Annotated in this window: 16 protein-coding genes; 14 read left to right on the top strand and 2 right to left on the bottom strand. The window is 58.2% G+C overall.

Features of this window, described 5'->3' with window-relative positions; all coding sequences use genetic code 11:
• Positions 1-135: 135 nt before the first annotated feature.
• The 9 genes from sugE (at position 136) to QML71_RS09245 (ending at position 8,888) form a co-directional block, all read left to right on the top strand.
• Positions 136-453, top strand: coding sequence for a quaternary ammonium compound efflux SMR transporter SugE (sugE, locus tag QML71_RS09285; RefSeq protein WP_282011642.1), 318 nt, complete (start codon positions 136-138; stop codon positions 451-453).
• 41 nt (positions 454-494) lie between these two features.
• On the top strand, positions 495-968 hold the full coding sequence (locus QML71_RS09280) for a DUF2269 family protein (protein WP_282011641.1): 474 nt from the start codon (positions 495-497) through the stop codon (positions 966-968).
• A 3-nt stretch (positions 969-971) separates the two neighbouring features.
• Entirely contained in the window at positions 972-1,478 is a 507-nt protein-coding gene (locus QML71_RS09275) for a pentapeptide repeat-containing protein (protein WP_282011640.1), read from the top strand.
• Positions 1,478-1,894 (top strand): pentapeptide repeat-containing protein, encoded by a 417-nt coding sequence (locus QML71_RS09270; protein WP_282011639.1) that lies wholly within the window; start codon positions 1,478-1,480, stop codon positions 1,892-1,894. Before QML71_RS09275 ends, QML71_RS09270 begins: the two co-directional genes overlap by 1 nt.
• A gap of 294 nt (positions 1,895-2,188) precedes the next feature.
• Positions 2,189-2,527, top strand: a complete 339-nt coding sequence (locus QML71_RS09265; RefSeq protein WP_282011638.1) for a hypothetical protein — start codon at positions 2,189-2,191, stop codon at positions 2,525-2,527.
• Between the two features lie 114 nt (positions 2,528-2,641).
• Positions 2,642-2,932, top strand: a complete 291-nt coding sequence (locus tag QML71_RS09260; RefSeq protein WP_282011637.1) for a hypothetical protein — start codon at positions 2,642-2,644, stop codon at positions 2,930-2,932.
• A 132-nt stretch (positions 2,933-3,064) separates the two neighbouring features.
• Complete coding sequence (locus tag QML71_RS09255) at positions 3,065-4,471, top strand: glycosyltransferase family 87 protein (protein ID WP_282011636.1); 1,407 nt, start codon at positions 3,065-3,067, stop codon at positions 4,469-4,471.
• Between the two features lie 402 nt (positions 4,472-4,873).
• Positions 4,874-6,142 (top strand): ATP-grasp domain-containing protein, encoded by a 1,269-nt coding sequence (locus QML71_RS09250; protein WP_282011635.1) that lies wholly within the window; start codon positions 4,874-4,876, stop codon positions 6,140-6,142.
• Positions 6,143-6,173: 31 nt separating this feature from the next.
• Positions 6,174-8,888, top strand: a complete 2,715-nt coding sequence (locus QML71_RS09245) for a CoA-binding protein (protein ID WP_345742323.1) — start codon at positions 6,174-6,176, stop codon at positions 8,886-8,888.
• A gap of 83 nt (positions 8,889-8,971) precedes the next feature.
• Here QML71_RS09245 and amrA read toward each other — a convergent pair whose 3' ends face one another.
• Both amrA and QML71_RS09235 read right to left on the bottom strand, forming a co-directional pair.
• Positions 8,972-9,490, bottom strand: coding sequence for an AmmeMemoRadiSam system protein A (amrA, locus tag QML71_RS09240; protein WP_282011633.1), 519 nt, complete (start codon positions 9,488-9,490; stop codon positions 8,972-8,974).
• An 83-nt stretch (positions 9,491-9,573) separates the two neighbouring features.
• On the bottom strand, positions 9,574-10,581 hold the full coding sequence (locus QML71_RS09235) for a polyprenyl synthetase family protein (RefSeq protein ID WP_282011632.1): 1,008 nt from the start codon (positions 10,579-10,581) through the stop codon (positions 9,574-9,576).
• A 261-nt stretch (positions 10,582-10,842) separates the two neighbouring features.
• Between QML71_RS09235 and QML71_RS09230 the strand changes: the two genes are divergently transcribed.
• From QML71_RS09230 to QML71_RS09210, 5 genes are all read left to right on the top strand, one after another.
• Positions 10,843-11,757, top strand: coding sequence for a glycosyltransferase family 2 protein (locus tag QML71_RS09230; RefSeq protein WP_282011631.1), 915 nt, complete (start codon positions 10,843-10,845; stop codon positions 11,755-11,757).
• Positions 11,741-12,892 (top strand): HEAT repeat domain-containing protein, encoded by a 1,152-nt coding sequence (locus QML71_RS09225; protein ID WP_282011630.1) that lies wholly within the window; start codon positions 11,741-11,743, stop codon positions 12,890-12,892. Before QML71_RS09230 ends, QML71_RS09225 begins: the two co-directional genes overlap by 17 nt.
• A gap of 112 nt (positions 12,893-13,004) precedes the next feature.
• Positions 13,005-13,727: a ZIP family metal transporter gene (locus tag QML71_RS09220; RefSeq protein ID WP_282011629.1), complete on the top strand. Its 723-nt coding sequence runs from the start codon at positions 13,005-13,007 to the stop codon at positions 13,725-13,727.
• A gap of 110 nt (positions 13,728-13,837) precedes the next feature.
• The gene (locus tag QML71_RS09215; RefSeq protein ID WP_282011628.1) at positions 13,838-15,586 is read left to right on the top strand and encodes an ABC transporter ATP-binding protein; all 1,749 of its coding nucleotides are present in this window, start codon (positions 13,838-13,840) and stop codon (positions 15,584-15,586) included.
• Positions 15,583-17,358 (top strand): ABC transporter ATP-binding protein, encoded by a 1,776-nt coding sequence (locus QML71_RS09210; RefSeq protein ID WP_282011627.1) that lies wholly within the window; start codon positions 15,583-15,585, stop codon positions 17,356-17,358. Before QML71_RS09215 ends, QML71_RS09210 begins: the two co-directional genes overlap by 4 nt.
• Positions 17,359-17,400: the final 42 nt, after the last annotated feature.

Below are 17,400 nucleotides of genomic sequence, written 5' to 3'. Positions count from 1 at the left end.
GGTCCCTTCTCACCTCGCGGGAGAAGGTCAGGATGAGGGGGGCTTTATGACTTTTCCTCTGTTCGGAGAGTGTTGCGCGTACAGGTACTGATTTATTAAATCGTTTTCAGACTGTTTGTTGAGAGAGGAGTGGGCATGGCGTGGGTGGTGTTGTTTGTGGCGGGGTTGTTTGAGGTGGGCTGGGCCGTGGGCCTGAAGTACACGGAAGGGTTCACCCGGCTGTGGCCGACGGTGTGGACGGTGGCGAGCATTGTCATCAGCATGGGCCTGTTGGGCCTGGCGCTCAAGCACCTGCCGGTGGGCACGGCGTATGCGGTGTGGACGGGCATCGGCACGCTCGGCACGGCGATCCTCGGCATCTATTTGTTTGGCGAACCGGCAACGGCACTGCGACTCCTCTGCATCGGCCTCATCACCGCCGGCATCCTCGGATTGCGATTTGTGCCTGCATAAATTAAACTTGGCCATCACGCCTCTTTCTGGATTATTTCAATATGAATTTCACGACTATCAAATTCCTGCACGTGATGAGTGCGGTGGTGTTGCTGGGGACGGGGCTGGGGCTCGCGTTCATGCTGTTCCGCGCCCAGCAGAGCCGCGACTCGCGCACGCTCTTGTTCGCGCTCAATAATATTCTCATCGGCGACATCGTGTTCATCGGCCCGGCGCTGTTCGTGCTGTTCGGCTCCGGCCACTGGATGCTTAGGAACGGCGGCCACTCCGTGCGCGAGCCGTGGATGATCGCGTCGCTGGCGCTCATCATGCTGGTCGGGTTGTGCTGGTTCGTCGCCGTGTTCCTCGAATGGCGCATGCGCAACAACCTGCGCCAGGTGGTGGCCGACGGCATCGAACTGCCGCCGCGTCACAAACTGTTTCACCGCCTGTGGATGAGCATGGGCGCGGTGGCGTTTTTGTCCGCCCTCGCCATTCTCGTCATGATGGTGATCAAACCTTCGTTCTCCGGGTGACGCATGACGGAAGCGTGGACACGGGAAACGATTGAAGCGTCGAAGGGGGCGTTGCAGAAGGCGAACCTGTTCGGGCAGAAGTTGGAAGGGGCGGACCTGACCGGCGGCGACCTCACCGAGGCCAACCTGCGCAAGGCGAAACTCATGCAGGCGCACCTGGAAAACGCCAAACTCGCGCGCGCCAGTTTGAGCACGGTCGATTTCACCGGCGCACATTTGAAGGGAGCCGACCTCTCCCGCGCCGAATGCATCGGCACCAACTTTACGGAAGCCGATCTCACCGGCGTCAACTTCGACCGCGCCTCGGTGAGCAAGGCGAAGTTCGACGGCGCCAATCTTTCCAGCGCAGACATGACCCACATCGTCAACCTCACCAGCCAGCAGGTGCAGTCGGCACAGATCGACCGCGCCACAAAACTGCCGCCTTACCTGCGCGTGAAGTGGGTTTCCGAAACGGAATTCGAGTGTCACGACTCGGTGCGCCGCATCGACGACAACGCGGAGGCGTGATGCTGGAAAAAATGCTGGAAGACCACGCGCTCTGGTTCGAGACCCGCGGCAGTGCGGGCGAACGGGCGGTGCTGAAGGGCGTCGATCTCAGCCACGCTGTGTTGTCCGGTGCGAAGCTGATCGAAGCCGATCTCATGGGTGCGAAACTCGTTAAGGCGGATTTGCGGGGTGCGGACCTGCGTGGCTCCAACCTGCAGGACGCCGATTTAAAGGAAGCGCAGTTGCAGGACGCCAACCTGGAGGAAGCCGACCTCATGATGGCCGACCTGCGCGGCGCGTTTCTCCACAACGCCCGCCTCGGTGGAACTTACCTCCATGGCGCGGACCTCACCGGCGCGCTGGGCCTGACGCGCGACCAGGTGGACTGTGCATTTCAAGACACCTCAACCCGCCTTCCCGATTTTCAAAACCCATAACCTCCTGCTAAAACCACGACCTGTTTTTTATTGGGGAGATATCGAATTCATCGCGGTTTATTGATTTTCAATTTCAGTGCGTCAATTTTGTGCAGGGGGTTGCGCGTCCGGGGGAACCGATTCTATGTTGAAAGTGAGGAGGCAAAGAGGCCTGATCTTGACCGGCAGCATGATGTCTGCATTGAAACTGACTGGATTGGGTTTAGCCTCCGCGATGGAGCTATCAAGCAGGCATACCAGCCTGATTCGCAAACAGGCCTGTCGGTATAAATGAAATGAATTAGGAGGAATTTCATGCGTAAGATCGTTGCTACGACTTCTGCAATTCTTTTAACCCTTACGATGGGCGTGTCCGTCGGCCTGGCCGACAACCCTATTTCGAAGGAAGCGGCCACGAAGATGAAGGGTGATGAATTGATGAAACCCGTGCCGATCAGCGACTCCGTCTTGGATCGCCATTCCACGTGGTCGAATCTGATGGATGACCGCAAGGGCATCGTAAGAGGTCCGGGCGACATCGAGGAAGACAAACGCGCCCGCGGGGAAAGTGCGGAGGATTTCGACATTCAGGTCAAGGACCTGCACCCCCGTTATCAGAAAAGCGGGTTGAAGTATGACAACCAGCGCTCGTAACAGACAGCGCTTGTTATAAAAAAAGAGGACGGTCCGGAAGCCCCGGGCCGTTTCCCTTTTCCGGGATTTCGCGATATGCGTTCCTGAACCTTTGAACTTCCAAGGAGGCGTATCATGAAAACGATCACTACCTGGATCACGGCCCTTATTCTGAGCGTCGCTATGGCGGCGCCTGCCGGGGCGGTAAAACAGACCGAACCGGAACCGGTCGATGCTGAAAACGTTCTCAACCGCCATGCGGTGTGGATGAAATGGTTCCGCGGCGACCGGGACGTGATTGATGATAAGGATTACGCCGAGACCCTGGTCAAACAGGGTGTCTCTAAATCTGAAGATGCTTCGGATGAGAGGCAGGTCGAGGACGGAATGACTTCCAAACAGGATAAGGAAGGAGATTCCGCCTGACGTTTGACCTGTGAAGGCGTAAAAAAGCGGTCCGGCTTTTCAGCCGGGCCGTTTTTTTTGTTGAGCCGGTATGGGTCCGAACCGGCGACAAGGGCAATTGAATCGCCTTCCGAACTCCAGTAGTATGCCCGGATGGAATCATTCTGGACGCCCCACCTCAACCGCCGCTTTCTGATCGTCATCTTCCTCGCCCTCATCATCTGGGGCCTGACCGACGTGCGCTACCGCGCCAGCCTGCATCCTGACGAGCCGCACAAGCACCGCACCGATTTCACCGTGTACACGGAAGCGGGTGCGGCTTTTTTCGACGGGCGCGATCCGTATGAGGTGACCAATTCGCGCGGCTGGAAATATTTGTACCCGCCGCTGCTTGCCCTGACCGTCGCGCCCTTGCACGGCCTGCCGACGCACTGGCAGGGATTGATCTGGTTCGCGCTCAGCGTCGCCATGTTCTGGGGTTGTTACAAGGAAAGCGTGCGCCTGCTGGGGCTGGCGTTCCGCGACCGCAGTCTGCATCTGGAAAGACTGCAACCGTATCTACTGCTGGTGGGCGGGTGTGTGTTCGTTGCCGTGTTGTTTCCCATGCTCAATTGCATGCAGCGCGGGCAGATCGGCGTTGCCAAAGCCTATTTCCTGTTGCTCGGGTTCCGGCTGGTGATGGAGAACCGGGGATGGCGGCGCCCCTTTCTGGGTGGGGTGGCGATGACGGTGGCGGTGGTGTTGAAGATCACGCCCATCGTGCCGGTGTGCTTCGTCGTGTTTCAGGCGGGGGTGGCGTGGTTGCGCAAACGTCACCGGACTGCGGCGGCGCCGGGATTCTTCGGCGTGATGGGAGGCGCGACCGCCGGATTGCTTTTATTTTTCCTCATCCTTCCCGCCGGGCTGGTGGGCTGGAACGCCAACCTCAAACACCTCGGCACCTGGTACCAGAAAGTCGGCAACCAGTCGGTCGAGTTCGACGCCGACAACAATCTCGACAACCCCTTCACCGTGCGCAACCAGAGTTTCAGCAATGCCGTGTACCGTCTCGGCAACTGGGTGGCGCACGTGTTTTTCGACGGACCGCCGGACAAACACGTGCATCTGAAAAAATCGGGGCCGATGCCCATGGATGCCGACGGGGTGCAGACCACGGTGTTCCTCATCCGCGTGGGGCTGGTGCTGCTGCTGTTTCCCGTGGCGGTGCGGCTGACCGGGTCCGATACCGTGCTCAACCGTTCGCTGTTGTTCGGCCTCGCCTGCGTGGCGGCATTGATTGTGTCGCCGGTGGCGCGCGGTCACTATTACATGCTGCAACTGCCGGCATTGATGTTCGTTCCGCTGTGGTTGTACCAGCAGGGCGAGAACCGCTGGGCCCGACGCATGGCGATCATCCCGGTGGTGCTGTCTCTATTGCATTACGCGTGGGTGCCGGTGACCGGGCGCATGGGGCTGCTGGGCATTGGCACCACCCTCTGGTACCTGATCGTGGTGATCCGCCTGCTTGCCGCCAGAGTCCCCGAATCCGGAACGGCGTCCGCCCCCCAATCCACATCGTGAAGACCGGGCCTTTGCGGAGCGGAGTTCCCCCGGGGGTCCGGGTTGTCCCGCCCGGCCTTTCACAAAGCGTAAAGATTTCAATCTCTTTTGAGGAGGAGACCGAGCCTTTGCGGACCGGATTGGGCCGAACTGCACCGGGCCCCGGCGGGAAAGCCCAAAGTTTTGAAAAAATAAAGGGTTAAAGCGGCCCGCAGGGATTGACAAAACGATTAATTTTTTTACAATATGATGCTCCAATTTTGAGTTGCCACTCCTTACTCCAAATTCGTTGATAAAGCGAGCGGAACTTCCTGAAATTGTTCCTTGTAAACCCGATCTGTGTTTGAAAACGAACCCAATTTTTTGCAAGTCTGTGGAATTTTGAATACGACAAAAATGTAATCCTGACGCTGGAGATATAAAATGCAAATCACAGGAATGCTTTGGGGCCGGAAATTACTGGACCTGGTGGAATTCCCCCGGTCCGATGTGCGGGGTCCCGAAATCAGTGTGGATGAAATCAAAGAAATGATCAGCAAGCACGGGCAGGTGTTCATCAAGCCCGTGTTCAAAGGCGGTGTCGGCAAAAAGGGGAAATCCGGATTGCTGGGCCGCGTCAACAACATCCATGATGCGTTGAAGGAAAAAGAACGGCTGTACTTCGCCACGCATCAGGATGGCAACGCCGTGGTCAAGGCCAATGGCGTCACGTTTGAAGGCGGTGTGCCTGCGGATATGGAGGTTTATTTTTCCATCGCCGACAACACCACCTACCGCGCGCCGACGATGACCATCACGCATCACGGCGGGGTGGACATCGAGGAATTGCCGCCCGAAAAAATTGCGGTGGTGCCGTTCGATCCGCTAACCGGCCTGAAAGCCTTTCACGTGTCCAATGCGTTGATGGGCCTGGGCGCACCGCCGCAGATCATCAGTCCGCTGGTGCAGCATCTGCCCAAGTTGTGGGACCTGTACAACAACTACGGCATGCTGATGCTGGAGCTCAACCCGATCCGCATGAGCACGGCGGGCGGACGCCTCACCCCGGTGGCGTGTGACTTCAAATGCGCGTTCGATCAGGACGATCCGGCGTGGAAGCGCCTGCACCTGCCGACTGATCTGTTTGCGTCGGACGATTCGGACTTCGAACAGGAGATCAACCAGCTCCGCACCTACCAGGGGCAGAGCGACGTGTACGTCATCAACGATCAGGGCTCGATCACCGCGCCCACCTTCGGCGGCGGCGCGAATGCAATGGTCACCGAGCTGTTGGGCGAAGACGCGACGATTTCTTCCGACTTCGGCGGCAACCCGCCTTACGAGAAGATGCACGACATCTCCCGCATCACGTTCAAATACTGGCTGGACCAGTCGAACGTGCTGTTCATCATCGGCGGTAAAGCCAACAATACGGATATCTATGAAACGTTCCGGGCCATGGCCGACGGCGTGAAATGGTATTTCCAGAACCACGGTCCGAAACCGCTGTTTGTGGTGGTGGGCCGCGGCGGTCCCAACCTCATCAAAGGCATGGGGTACCTGCGGGACACGCTGGATTCGCTGGGAGTGCCGTACCGCTTTTTCGGTCATGACAGCGCCATGTCTGAAGTCATCAATTACGCCCGAAGCGTGAATGACTGGATGAAGAATGGCGGCAAGGAAGAAATCAAAAAGACTCTGAATATCAAGTAATCGAGTTATCCAACCGGGAGGTTTAAGACTCATGCATAAAAAAGGAATTGGAGATTTTCCCTATTACGTCGGGAGCAATTCTTTGGCGGATTTGGCGACCAAGGACGACCGGGTCGTTGTTTTGAATATATTGGGCAAGGAAAGTTCCGGTGTCACCCCTGTCAGTCACGAGTATTCCGGGGGCAACATTGTATTCGGAACGGGCCCCGGCAAATCCGGCAAAGCCCTGCCGACGAAATCCGGCAACATCCCTGTGTACAACTCCATCAAGGAAGGCATGGCGGCGGGCCACAAGTTCAACACCGCCGTGGTGTACCTGCCTCCGTCCGGTGTGAAAGACGGCGTGGCCGAGGCGGTCCGCCAGAATCCGGACCTGAAAAAAGTAATCGTCCTCACCGAGAAGGTTTCGGTCAAGGATTCGCGCATCATGCGCGCCATCTGTCAGGCCAACGGCGTGGACCTGTTCGGCGCCAACTGCCTGGGCCTGGCCGACGCCTGGAACCACGTCCGCCTCGGCGGTGCGCTGGGCGGCAGTCATCCGGACGAGTCGCTGATCAAGGGATCGGTGGCGATTTTCTCGAACTCCGGCAACTTCACCACGACCATTGCGGTGTACCTGTCCACGGCAGGCTGGGGCACGACGACGTCGGTTTCCAGCGGCAAGGACGTGTACATCCATTTCGGCCCGCACGAGTTCGTCCACGGCTTCAACAACGACGACCGCTCGAAAGCGGCGGTCATCTACTGCGAGCCGGGCGGGTACTACGAGCATGGCATCGAATCGGACAAACCGATCATCGCCTGCGTGGTGGGCCGCTGGAAAGCCAAGCTGACCAAGTCCTGCGGTCATGCCGGTTCGCTGGCAGGCTCCGGCGACGACGCCATGGCCAAGGAAAAATGGTTCATGGATTATTTTGGTGTGGACGGCATTTACACACCGGAAAAACCCGTGTTCTCCAAAAAGGGCGCGCTGGTGACCAACATCGCCCACATCCCGGAAGCGTTGACCAAGGTCATGGAGCTCAACGGCCAGAAAACGGACTTCGAGCCGAAGGGCAGCCTGTCGCTCAAATGCTGGTTCTCCAATAACAACGGCGTGAAGCTGCCGAAGGAACTGGACGTGCCGGTGATCGAAGCGCTGGATCCGTACAACAAACAGATCGAAGCGCTGCGGGTGCAGGTTGGCGCCATGATCCGCCGCGAAACGTTGAAAGACGCCAGCGGCGCCTCGCGCATGGACCCGGCGACGCAGGTCTCGCAGATTCACGGCGTGTCCATTCTGGATGCCTCCACGAGATCGCTGGAAGAAAACCTGGCGTTTGCGTTGACCAAAGCGTATCCGTCCGAGTACGGACGCGCGCTGGTCAACCTGGCCTTGAACGCCCACGTCGGGCATCACGGTCATCCGGCTTTGGCGGCGGCGCAGGCTTCCCGCGATGCGGGCAACTCCCCCAACACGGTGTTGGCAGCGGCGGTCTCGATCATCGGTAAGAAGACGGTGCAGAAATCGCTGGATGCGGCGTCCGGCCTGCTGGAGTTGTTCAAGCTGACGGACATGAACGATCCGGAGCAGGACTTCGATTACAGCGCGCAACTCAAGGAAGCGGGCAAATTCAAAGACGCTTTTCTGGGTTCGGGCGACGATTGTTCCGACAAGATCATGGACGCGGTGGCCAAGCTGAAAGGCCAGTCCGTATTCCTGAGCTTTTTGCAGGATTTCGCCAAGCAGGAGAACGGCAAGCTCAGCGTCGATGCCATCATCGCCGGCATCTGGTCCACCCTGGCATGGCGCAGCCTGCGTTCCAAGAGGCTGACGCGTCACACCCTGCAAACGCTGCCCTGGTACAACCGTATCTTCAGCACCATGGTCGGTTGCGCCGCGAACGCGGACAAGCACACGGCGGACAGCTTCTGCGGCGTCAAGCTGGACGACATCGTCACCAAGACCAGCTTCACCAAGACGGCGTTCCTGGCGCTCATGGGCCGCGAACCGGCGGATGGAGAACTGTTCGAGTTCCAGGTATTGCTGGGCCTCATCATCACCAACGGCCCCGGCACCATCTCGGCTCAGGGTGCCAAGGGCGCGGTGAGTGCAGACGGACCGGAACAGCCCGACCGCGTGCAGATCAACAAGAGCATGGTCGGCTTCCTGACGCACACCGGGTTCGCCCACGGCGGCAACGGGTACGAAGCGGCGGCTTTTTTGATCGATCAGTTCAAGAACACCGACCTCAAGGACCCGTCCGACGGCAAGCACGGCATCGACCTGGCCAAGCTGGCGACGGAATACGCCGCCGGTTATGGCAAATACAAAAAGGAACAAAAGGAACTGGGCAACCTCGAGTACAACAAAATCCCTTGTGTCAACCATCCGGTGTTCAAGGGTAAAGAGGTGAACATCGATCCGCGCGAGGATTACGTGCAGAAGCTGTTCAAGGAAAAAGGCTTGAACAACGTGTTCCTCGACTTCTACCATCAGCTGGTCGAGAGTCTGTTCAAGGCCAAGGTCACCAAGGATGTGTACTGCGTCAACATCGACGCGGTGATCGCCGTCATCCTGCTGAAGATGGTGTGGGCGGATTACAAAAAAGGTTCGATTCAGGAATCGGACATCGAGACCGCCAGCTTTGCGGCGTTCCTGTTCGGCCGCATGATCGGTTGTGCGGCGGAAGTGGACGACCACAGCAACCGGGGACGCAACATGGACACGCGCACCCCGGCGAGCCAGGTTTCGTACGTCGGCTGACGGCACGGTTCCGCTCTAAAACGATTCGAGGCAGTCCGGCTTTGCCGCCGGGCTGCCTTGTTTTTTTTGTGGGAGAAAACGGGTCAGCGAAAGCGTTTGACCCGGAACCGGAAGTATTCCTGCGTGTCGTCTTCGGCGATGCCGCCCTTTGCCCGGCACAGCCGCACCTGATCCATCACCGTCGGCACCCCTTCGAGGTCCGGAAGCAGCACGCCCTGCCGCGTTGCGTGGCGGATCACCAACCCGTAACGTTTCGGATCCAGTTTCGAAAAATCGTCCACCGGCTCCAGCGGCGTCAGGACGTCGATGGAAAAGCTCAACGCCTCCAGCTCGTCCTCGGTCACCGAATCGAACCGGGGGTCCTGGGTGGCGGCCTTGACGGCGTTTTCGATGATCTCGATGGCGAGGTTGTCCTGCTGCGGTTCGAGGGTGCCGATGCAGCCGCGCAGCTGCCCGTTCTTTTTAATCGATACAAACGCGCCGGCTTTTAATTTGAGGGCATCCGGCAGATTGGCAGGGCAGGGGAGCGTTTGCTGGTGACGCAGGAAATGGGCGACGGATTGTTGCGCCAGATAAACGTACCCCTTCACCGCAGTATCCATAGACTCCCTTCAATTGAGGCATGGCTATAAGAGCAATGTAAGCACTTTGGCCGGAATGTGCAACCGGGGCCGGAATTTGTTTGTCAGGAAATGGGGGTGAGGGAGGAGGGGGTGTAACGGTCGATCACGTGGTCGGCCAGCGCGACCATCAGTTCCAGGTATTCGGGGCAGGGAAACTTGAGCGAAAAGAGGATCTTCTTGGCTTCGTCCATGTGCGCCCGCGCTTTGTTCATGGTGTATTCCACCGCTTTCACTTCCCGCATTCGATCGAGGATATAATCGAGGTCCTTGCCCGTCAGGCTGTCGTTCTGGATGAAATCCTCGATCTCGCGCTTGAGAGCACGGTCCGCGTGTTGATACAGGTGCAGGAGCGGCAGCGTGACGTGGCCTTCCTTGAAATCGGTGCCCTGCGGCTTGCCCAGGATCTCCGGCGGCGCGTCGTAGTCCATGGCGTCGTCCATCAGCTGGAAGGCGATGCCGAAATGGTTGCCGAATTCGATCATGGCTTCTTCGTTGGAACGGCCGGCTTCGGCCAATAACGCCCCGATTTGGCAGCTGAGCGCCATGATGGACGCGGTCTTTTTATGCGCCACTTCCAGAATGTGTTCTTCCGTCACCAGAATGTCGCGGGCATTCGAGTACTCCAGCAGACCCCCTTCGACCAGCAGCTTGGCGCCCTGTCCGAAGGCGCGGAAGACGTCGCCCTGAATGTCGTTGGACAGCAGGATCAGCGCGCGGGCGATCATGAAATCGCCGACCAGGATGCTGGCATCGCTGCCCCACTTGGCGTTGACGGTTTCCTTGCCGCGGCGCACCGTGGTTTCATCCACCACATCGTCGTGCAGCAGGGTGGCGGCGTGGATGTACTCGATCACGCAACTGTGCTTGATGACCCGGTCGTTGGAAGGCAGGCCGCACAGACGCGAACTCAACAGCAGCAGCAACGGACGGATGCGCTTGCCGCCGGCGTTCATGATGTAATCGCCGATGTCGGTCACGATGGGCAGTGAGGACTCGAAGTTGTCCCGCAAACACTGCTCCACCTTCAACAGGTCTTCTCTGAAAAATTCTGTGACTTCGCGAAAGCCCATGGCTTGGGATCGACTCAGGTGATTGGTATTATAAAAGGATTGTACTGTGAAGACCGGTGTAGTCTCCACAAAATAATCGTCAGCAAAAATGTTCTGAAAAATGGGTCGCAAAGCTGGTAGTAATATGGGAAAATCGCTGGTTTGTCAAGGTATTTGTCGGTCTCCGCATGCCTGTCTTCCGGGACACTTTGAGCACGCATCTCAATATTTGAAAAGCCCCCGTTTTCGCAACGGGTTAAGCAAAACGGTTTGTATCCGGTTATGATGAGTCCCCGCGAACCTCAGGTTTCTGTCATTGTGCCGACCTTCAACCGGGCCTGGTGCCTTGGCGAAACGCTGGAATCGGTGCGGCGGCAGAAATTTGAAAGCTACGAACTGATCGTGGTCGATGATGCGTCCACCGACGACACGGAACAACGGGTGCGTGCGTTTGACGGCATCGAGTACCTGCGCCTCGACCGCAATCAGGGCGTTTCCGCGGCGCGCAATGCGGGGCTCAGCCGGGCTCGCGGACGCTACCTGTGTTTTCTGGACTCGGACGACCGCTGGCTGGACACCAAACTGGAAAAACAATGGGAATGGATGGAGACGCATCCCGGTTGTCCGGCCTGCTACACCGATGAAACGTGGATTCGCAACGGCGTGCGGGTGAACCCGGCAAAAAAACATCGCAAGTATTCGGGATACATCTTCCAACACTGCCTGCCGTTATGTATCATCAGTCCTTCCTCCATCATGCTGAAGCGGGAAGTGCTGAATCGCATCGGCGGTTTCGACGAGGCCATGCGGGCCTGCGAAGATTACGACCTGTGGCTCCGGCTCACTTCCTGCTATCCGGTGCAGTTTCTGGAAGAAGCGTTGATCGTGAAATACGGTGGCCACGGCGATCAGTTGTCGGCGCGTTATTGGGGCATGGACCGCTTCCGCGTGTACGCGCTGGAAAAACTGCTGGCAGCTCAGAATCCGCAGGGCGAGGCGCGTCGTCAGGTATTGGAAATGCTGGTGGAAAAATGCGGTATTCTGGAAACGGGTTACCGCAACCGGGAAAAATACCAGGAAGCGGAAACCTTCGCCGCAGCCTGCCGCCATTATGCGGACATTCTGGCCTCGCCGGAAATCCCATCCCTCAACCCTTTCTTTGAACAAGATACCTTGCTGAATGTGGAATCGAATTAACTTCCGGGTGATTGTGTGGCTCGTGACGGCGTGGGTGGCGCTGCCCGCCGTTCTGTGGGCGGAAGGACCGCAGTCTGCGCCCATTCAGGATGTGGTCGCCAAAGTCCGTGCCCAGTGCATCGATATTCTTCATCGCGCCTACGCCAGCGAGGAAGCCTTCATCCGCAGTGGCGCCATCCGCGCCGCCGGGGAATCGCTGCACCTCGACCTGGTGCCGCTGGTGGTGCGCGGTACCCAGGATTTTTACCCGACAACCCGGCAGTTTGCGTTGCAGGCCCTGCAGAAAATGCCCGGCGATGCCACGCTGCCTGCGGCGCGGGAGTTGATGCACGATTCCAATATCTGGGTGCGTTCGGTGGCGCTGGAAATCGTGGCCGATCTGGGCGACCGCGAATCGATTCCAAACATCCGCAAGCAACTGGAGACGCCGGACCGCATGGTGCGTCTGGCTGCGGCGTACGCTTTGTTCAAGCTGGGTGAGGACGGTTTTTTTTCGCAGCTCACCGGCGCATTGGAAAGCGGCGATGCGGTGCAGCGTTACCAGGCCATCAGTTACCTGGGCAAGATCGGCGATGAAAGATCGATGCAACACCTCACCGCCCTGCTTGACTCCGAGGAAGACGACATCGTCGCCTACGCGTTGAAGGCCTTGGGGAAGCGCGCCGACACGGCGCTATTGCGTCCCTTGATGCGGCTCAGCCTCAGTCCCAATCCCTCCGTGCGCGGCAAAGCGGTGCTGGCTCTGGGCTACCTGCCGCCGGTGGCGGTGCTGGATGAATTGAAACCGTTCTGCAATGACGCCGATCCGGTCGTGCGGTTGTCCGCTGCGCTGGCCCTGTTTCGTCTGGAGAGCGGCGCGTGCCGTCATGTGTTTGCGGATCTTTTGCGGGACCCCGATTTCGGTGTGCGCAGCATGACGGCACGTATCCTGGGTGAAACGGCGTTGCCGGATCGCCCTGCGTTGCTGAAAACCGCGTTGTCCGATCCGGTCACCCGCGTGCGCACCGCTGCCGTGCGCGCCGCCGGCATGATGGGCGGGTCGGAAGCGTTCGAACTGCTGCTGCCCAGGCTCGCCGATCCGCAGGAAGTGATCCGCGCCTACGCCGCGGGCAACCTGATCCGGGTCATGCAGTGAAAAACACGGGCATTATTGAAATAATCCGGAACGCCGGACGGTTTTTGACATCCAAGACTGTGGACCTCTGAAACCTTCTCCCAATCCGGCCTGCCGGACCTTGAGTTAAAACATGGACAATTCGGGCCTGTATTTATTTTTGTTGTTTATTTTCGCGGTCACCATGACCGGGGGCTGGATTCCGACCATCAGGGACTGGTCGCAGGAAACCTTTCGCATGTTGATCAGTTTCTGCGCGGGCATCCTGCTGGGCGCGGTCTTCTTTCACATGATTCCGGAAATAACGGAAGTGCTGGGAAGCCAGCTCGGCTTTCCAGTGATTCTTGGGTTCCTCGCCATTTATGTGATGGAAAAGTTCATCATGGTGCACCCGTGTGAGGAAGGCCACTGCGACTACCACAAAATCGGTCTCGCCGCGTATATCGGCATCGGTTTCCACAGCATTCTGGACGGCGTGGCCATCGGCGCGGCCAGCCGGTTGAACCTGAGCGCCGTGATTTTGCTGGCGGTGACGATTCATAAGTTCCCGGCGGCATTGGCGCTCAGCAGCATCCTGATGAAAGGTGGCGAGTACTCGCGCAAGAAGGTTTTGTCTTACATGTTCATTTTCGCGTTGACCACGCCGGTGGCGGCGCTCCTCTCCGTGTTTGTGCTGGAAGAGTTCAACCCGTATCCGGTCGGGTTCGCCCTCGGCGTGTCGGCGGGAACCTTCCTGTACATCAGCATCGGCGACCTGCTGCCCACGGTGCACGAAGGCGATGAAAAGAAATTGAGCAACCTGCTGTGTTTGTCTCTGGGACTGGTCGCCATGTTTCTGTCCATGGGCACTGCCTGACCGGACCACCGTGCCACCGGGCGGACCCCCGACCCGACGGGTCCAGACCCGATGGGTCCAGAATCGTTTCCACTCTCCGGCCTGAACGGCTTTAAACTAAGCACGATCCTATGGAACACGTTCGCACGTTCATCCATTATATGAAGCCCTACCGGCGGGAAATCCTGCTGGGAACCGTGGCGCTTCTGCTGACCGATCTCGTTGGCCTGGTCATTCCCTGGCTCATCAAGCAGGTCATCGACCTCCTTCCGAACGATCCCGCGCAAAGTGTATTGATGCAGTACGCCGGGTGGTTGTTGCTGGCGGCGTTGGTGCAGGGGCTTGCCCGCTACGGCTGGCGGCGGCACCTGTTCGGTCCGTCGCGCAAAATGGAAGTCGATATCTTCAACCACCTGTTCCAGCATTTTCTAACGCTGGACCGCAGGTTCTATCAGAAACACGAGATCGGCGATCTCATGTCCCGCGCCACCAACGACCTGCGCGCGGTGAAGGATTTCCTCGGCCTGGGCCTGCTGGTGGTATTGGATGCGGTGGTGGTGATCATCGGCTGTTTCTCCCTCATGATTTACATCAACCCGAAACTGACGTTGTACGTGCTGATGCCGTTGCCGATCATTTCGGTTTTGTTCTTCACCTTCATCCGTGCCATCAGCATCCGTCATCAAAGCATTCAGGAAAACCTGTCGCGCATCACCAGCATGGTGCAGGAAAACCTGGTGGGCATCCGCGTGCTGCACGCCTTCGTGCAGGAGAAAAACGAGATCCGGCGCTTCGACCGGTTGAACCGCGACCACATCGATAAAAACATGAGCCTGGCGAAGATGTTCGGCCTGTTCACGCCGTCTTTGGTGTTCGTCATCGGCATCGCCGCCATGATCACGCTCTGGATCGGCGGCAAGCAAGTCATCGACGGCACCATCACGCTGGGCTCATTCGTCGCCTTCAACAGCTACTTGATGATGTTGTCGTGGCCGATGATGGCCATCGGCTATGTCATCAACCTGTGGCAGAAAGGCGTCACCGCCATGCGCCGCATTCAACATATCCTCGATGCGCAATCGTCGCTCATCAAAGCCGACACGGAGGAGAGGGAGGCAGATATCCGGGGCGATCTGGAAATCACCGGTCTGACATTTTCCTATCCGAACAACGAGGCGAAGGCACTGGACGGCATCGACTTGAATATCGAGGCGGGCACGAGCGTCGCTTTCATCGGCATGATCGGTGCCGGCAAATCGACCTTGATGCAGTTGATCCCGAGAATGTACGACGCTCTGCCCGGCAGTCTTCTGCTGGATGGCAAACCTCTGTGCGACATCCCGGCGACGGCGCTGCGGCGTCATATCGGGTACGTTGAGCAGGAACCGTTTCTGTTTTCCACCACCATCCGCAACAACATTGCGCTGGCCCGGCCGGAAGCGACGGACGAGGAGATCGAGGCGATGGTGCGTTGTGTGCACCTGACGCCGGACCTGGAACGTTTTCCGCAAGGACTCGACACCGTGGTGGGCGAACGCGGTGTGTCCGTTTCCGGCGGACAGAAACAACGTATCGCGCTGGCGCGTGCATTGATCCGCAAGCCGCGCATCCTGATTCTGGACGACGCCTTCTCCAGTCTTGATGTGGAAACCGAATCGATCATCCTCAAAAACATCCGGTCTTCCATCACAGGCACGACGACGTTGATCGTCACGCACCGTCTGTCTTTGGCCCGGCAGGTGGACCGGGTGGTGGTGCTGGGCGATGGAAAAATTCTGGAGGAAGGCGCGCATGAACGGCTGATGCAGCAAGATGGCGTGTACCGGCGCATCTACACCAACCAGGCCCTGGCGCGTGAAATGGAGATCCTGTTGCAATGAACGAATGGGAAGAAACACTGGAGGACCGTTATTACGACTGGCCGCTGTTCACGCGCATTCTCCGCTACCTGCGTCCGTACGGCAAGCTGGTGGTGTTGTCGGTGTTCCTGCTGCTGGCCGTGTCATTGCTCAACCTCGCCGGACCGTATCTCACCAAGATCGCCATCGACGACCACATTAAAGTGGGCGACTACGCCGGGCTCGACCGGATTGCGCTGATCTATATCGTGGTGCTGGTGACGGCCTTCGTCTGCCAGTTCTTCCAGTATTACACCATCCAGTTCATCGGCCAGCGTGTGATGTACGACCTGCGCACGCAGGTGTTCGGTCACCTGCACAAGATGTCGTTTAAATTTTTCGACCGCAACCCCATCGGCAAGATGATCACACGTACCGTCAACGACATCGAAGTGCTGAACGAAATGCTGACTTCAGGATTGATCCTCGTGTTCAGCGACCTGTTCACGCTGGTCGGCATCTTTTTCATGCTGGCGTATCTCGATTGGCGGTTGATGCTCGTGGTGTGCGCGGTGTTTCCGTTCTTGTATCTCGCGACCAATGCCTACCGCACGCGCGCCCGCGACGCGCTGCGCAAAAACCGGGCGCACGTGACCAAGCTCAATACTCTGTTGGAAGAGAACCTGTCGGGTATGAACACGGTGCAGATGTTCAATCAGGAAGACAACCGCTACCGCGAGTTCACCGGAGTCAGCCGCTCGAAACTGTCTGAGGACCTGCGTTCGCTGTTTTACAACTCCGTGTATCTGCCGTCGATCGACGTGTTCAGCGCCATTGGCATGGGCCTGGTCATCTGGTACGGCGGCGGCCGCTTCGTGCAGAACGAAGTGGAGCTGGGCGTCCTGGTGGCGTTCATGCAATACCTGCACAAGTTTTTTGAACCCATCCGCGACCTCGCGGAAAAGTTCAACATCATCCAGACGGCGATGGCTTCGTCCGAACGCATCTTCGAATTGCTCGACACGCCGGAAGACATGCAGAATCCTGCGCAACCGAAACCGCTGCCGAAAATCGAAGGCCGGGTGGAATTTGAAAATGTGTGGTTCGCGTACAAAAATGAAGACTACGTGCTGCAGGACGTGTCGTTCGCGCTGGAACCGGGGGAGAGTCTGGCGATTGTCGGCGCGACGGGCTCAGGCAAGACCACCATCGTCAACACCCTCTACCGTTTCTATGACATTCAAAAAGGCGCGATCCGCGTCGATGGCGCCTCGCTGGCGGAGGTGGACAAGTACGCGCTGCGCAGCCAGATGGCGCTGGTGCAGCAGGACGTGTTCCTGTTCGCACGCAACATTCTGGAGAACATTCGCCTCGGCAACACCGACCTGGGCGTCGAGGAAATCGAGTCCATCGCTCACGCCGTGAATTCGCATCATTTCATCGAGAACCTGCCGCACAAGTACGAACAGCCTTTGATGGAAGGGGGCAACAGTTTATCGCTGGGACAGAAGCAACTGCTGTCGTTCGCGCGGGCGCTGGCGTTCAATCCGCGCATCCTGATTCTCGATGAAGCCACGTCCAACGTCGATACGGAGACGGAGAAAAAAATTCAGGACGCCATGCAGAAGCTGATCCGGGGCCGCACGTCGATCATCATCGCGCACCGCCTGTCCACCTTGCAACACGTGGACAAGGTGCTGGTGCTGCGCCACGGCCGGGTGGTGGAGTTCGGCACACGGCAGGAACTCATCAAGCAGAGAGGCACCTACTACAATCTGCTCAAACTGCAATCCGACCTGACGAAAGGGCCGTGACCTGCGCGCAAAAACGTTTGCCGTTTGGACGATGTGTCCGAA

It is taken from the genome of Nitrospina watsonii (assembly GCF_946900835.1).
Lineage (GTDB): Bacteria > Nitrospinota > Nitrospinia > Nitrospinales > Nitrospinaceae > Nitrospina > Nitrospina watsonii.
Note: the sequence above shows the minus strand (reverse complement) of the source record. Positions and strands in the feature narration are given on the sequence as shown.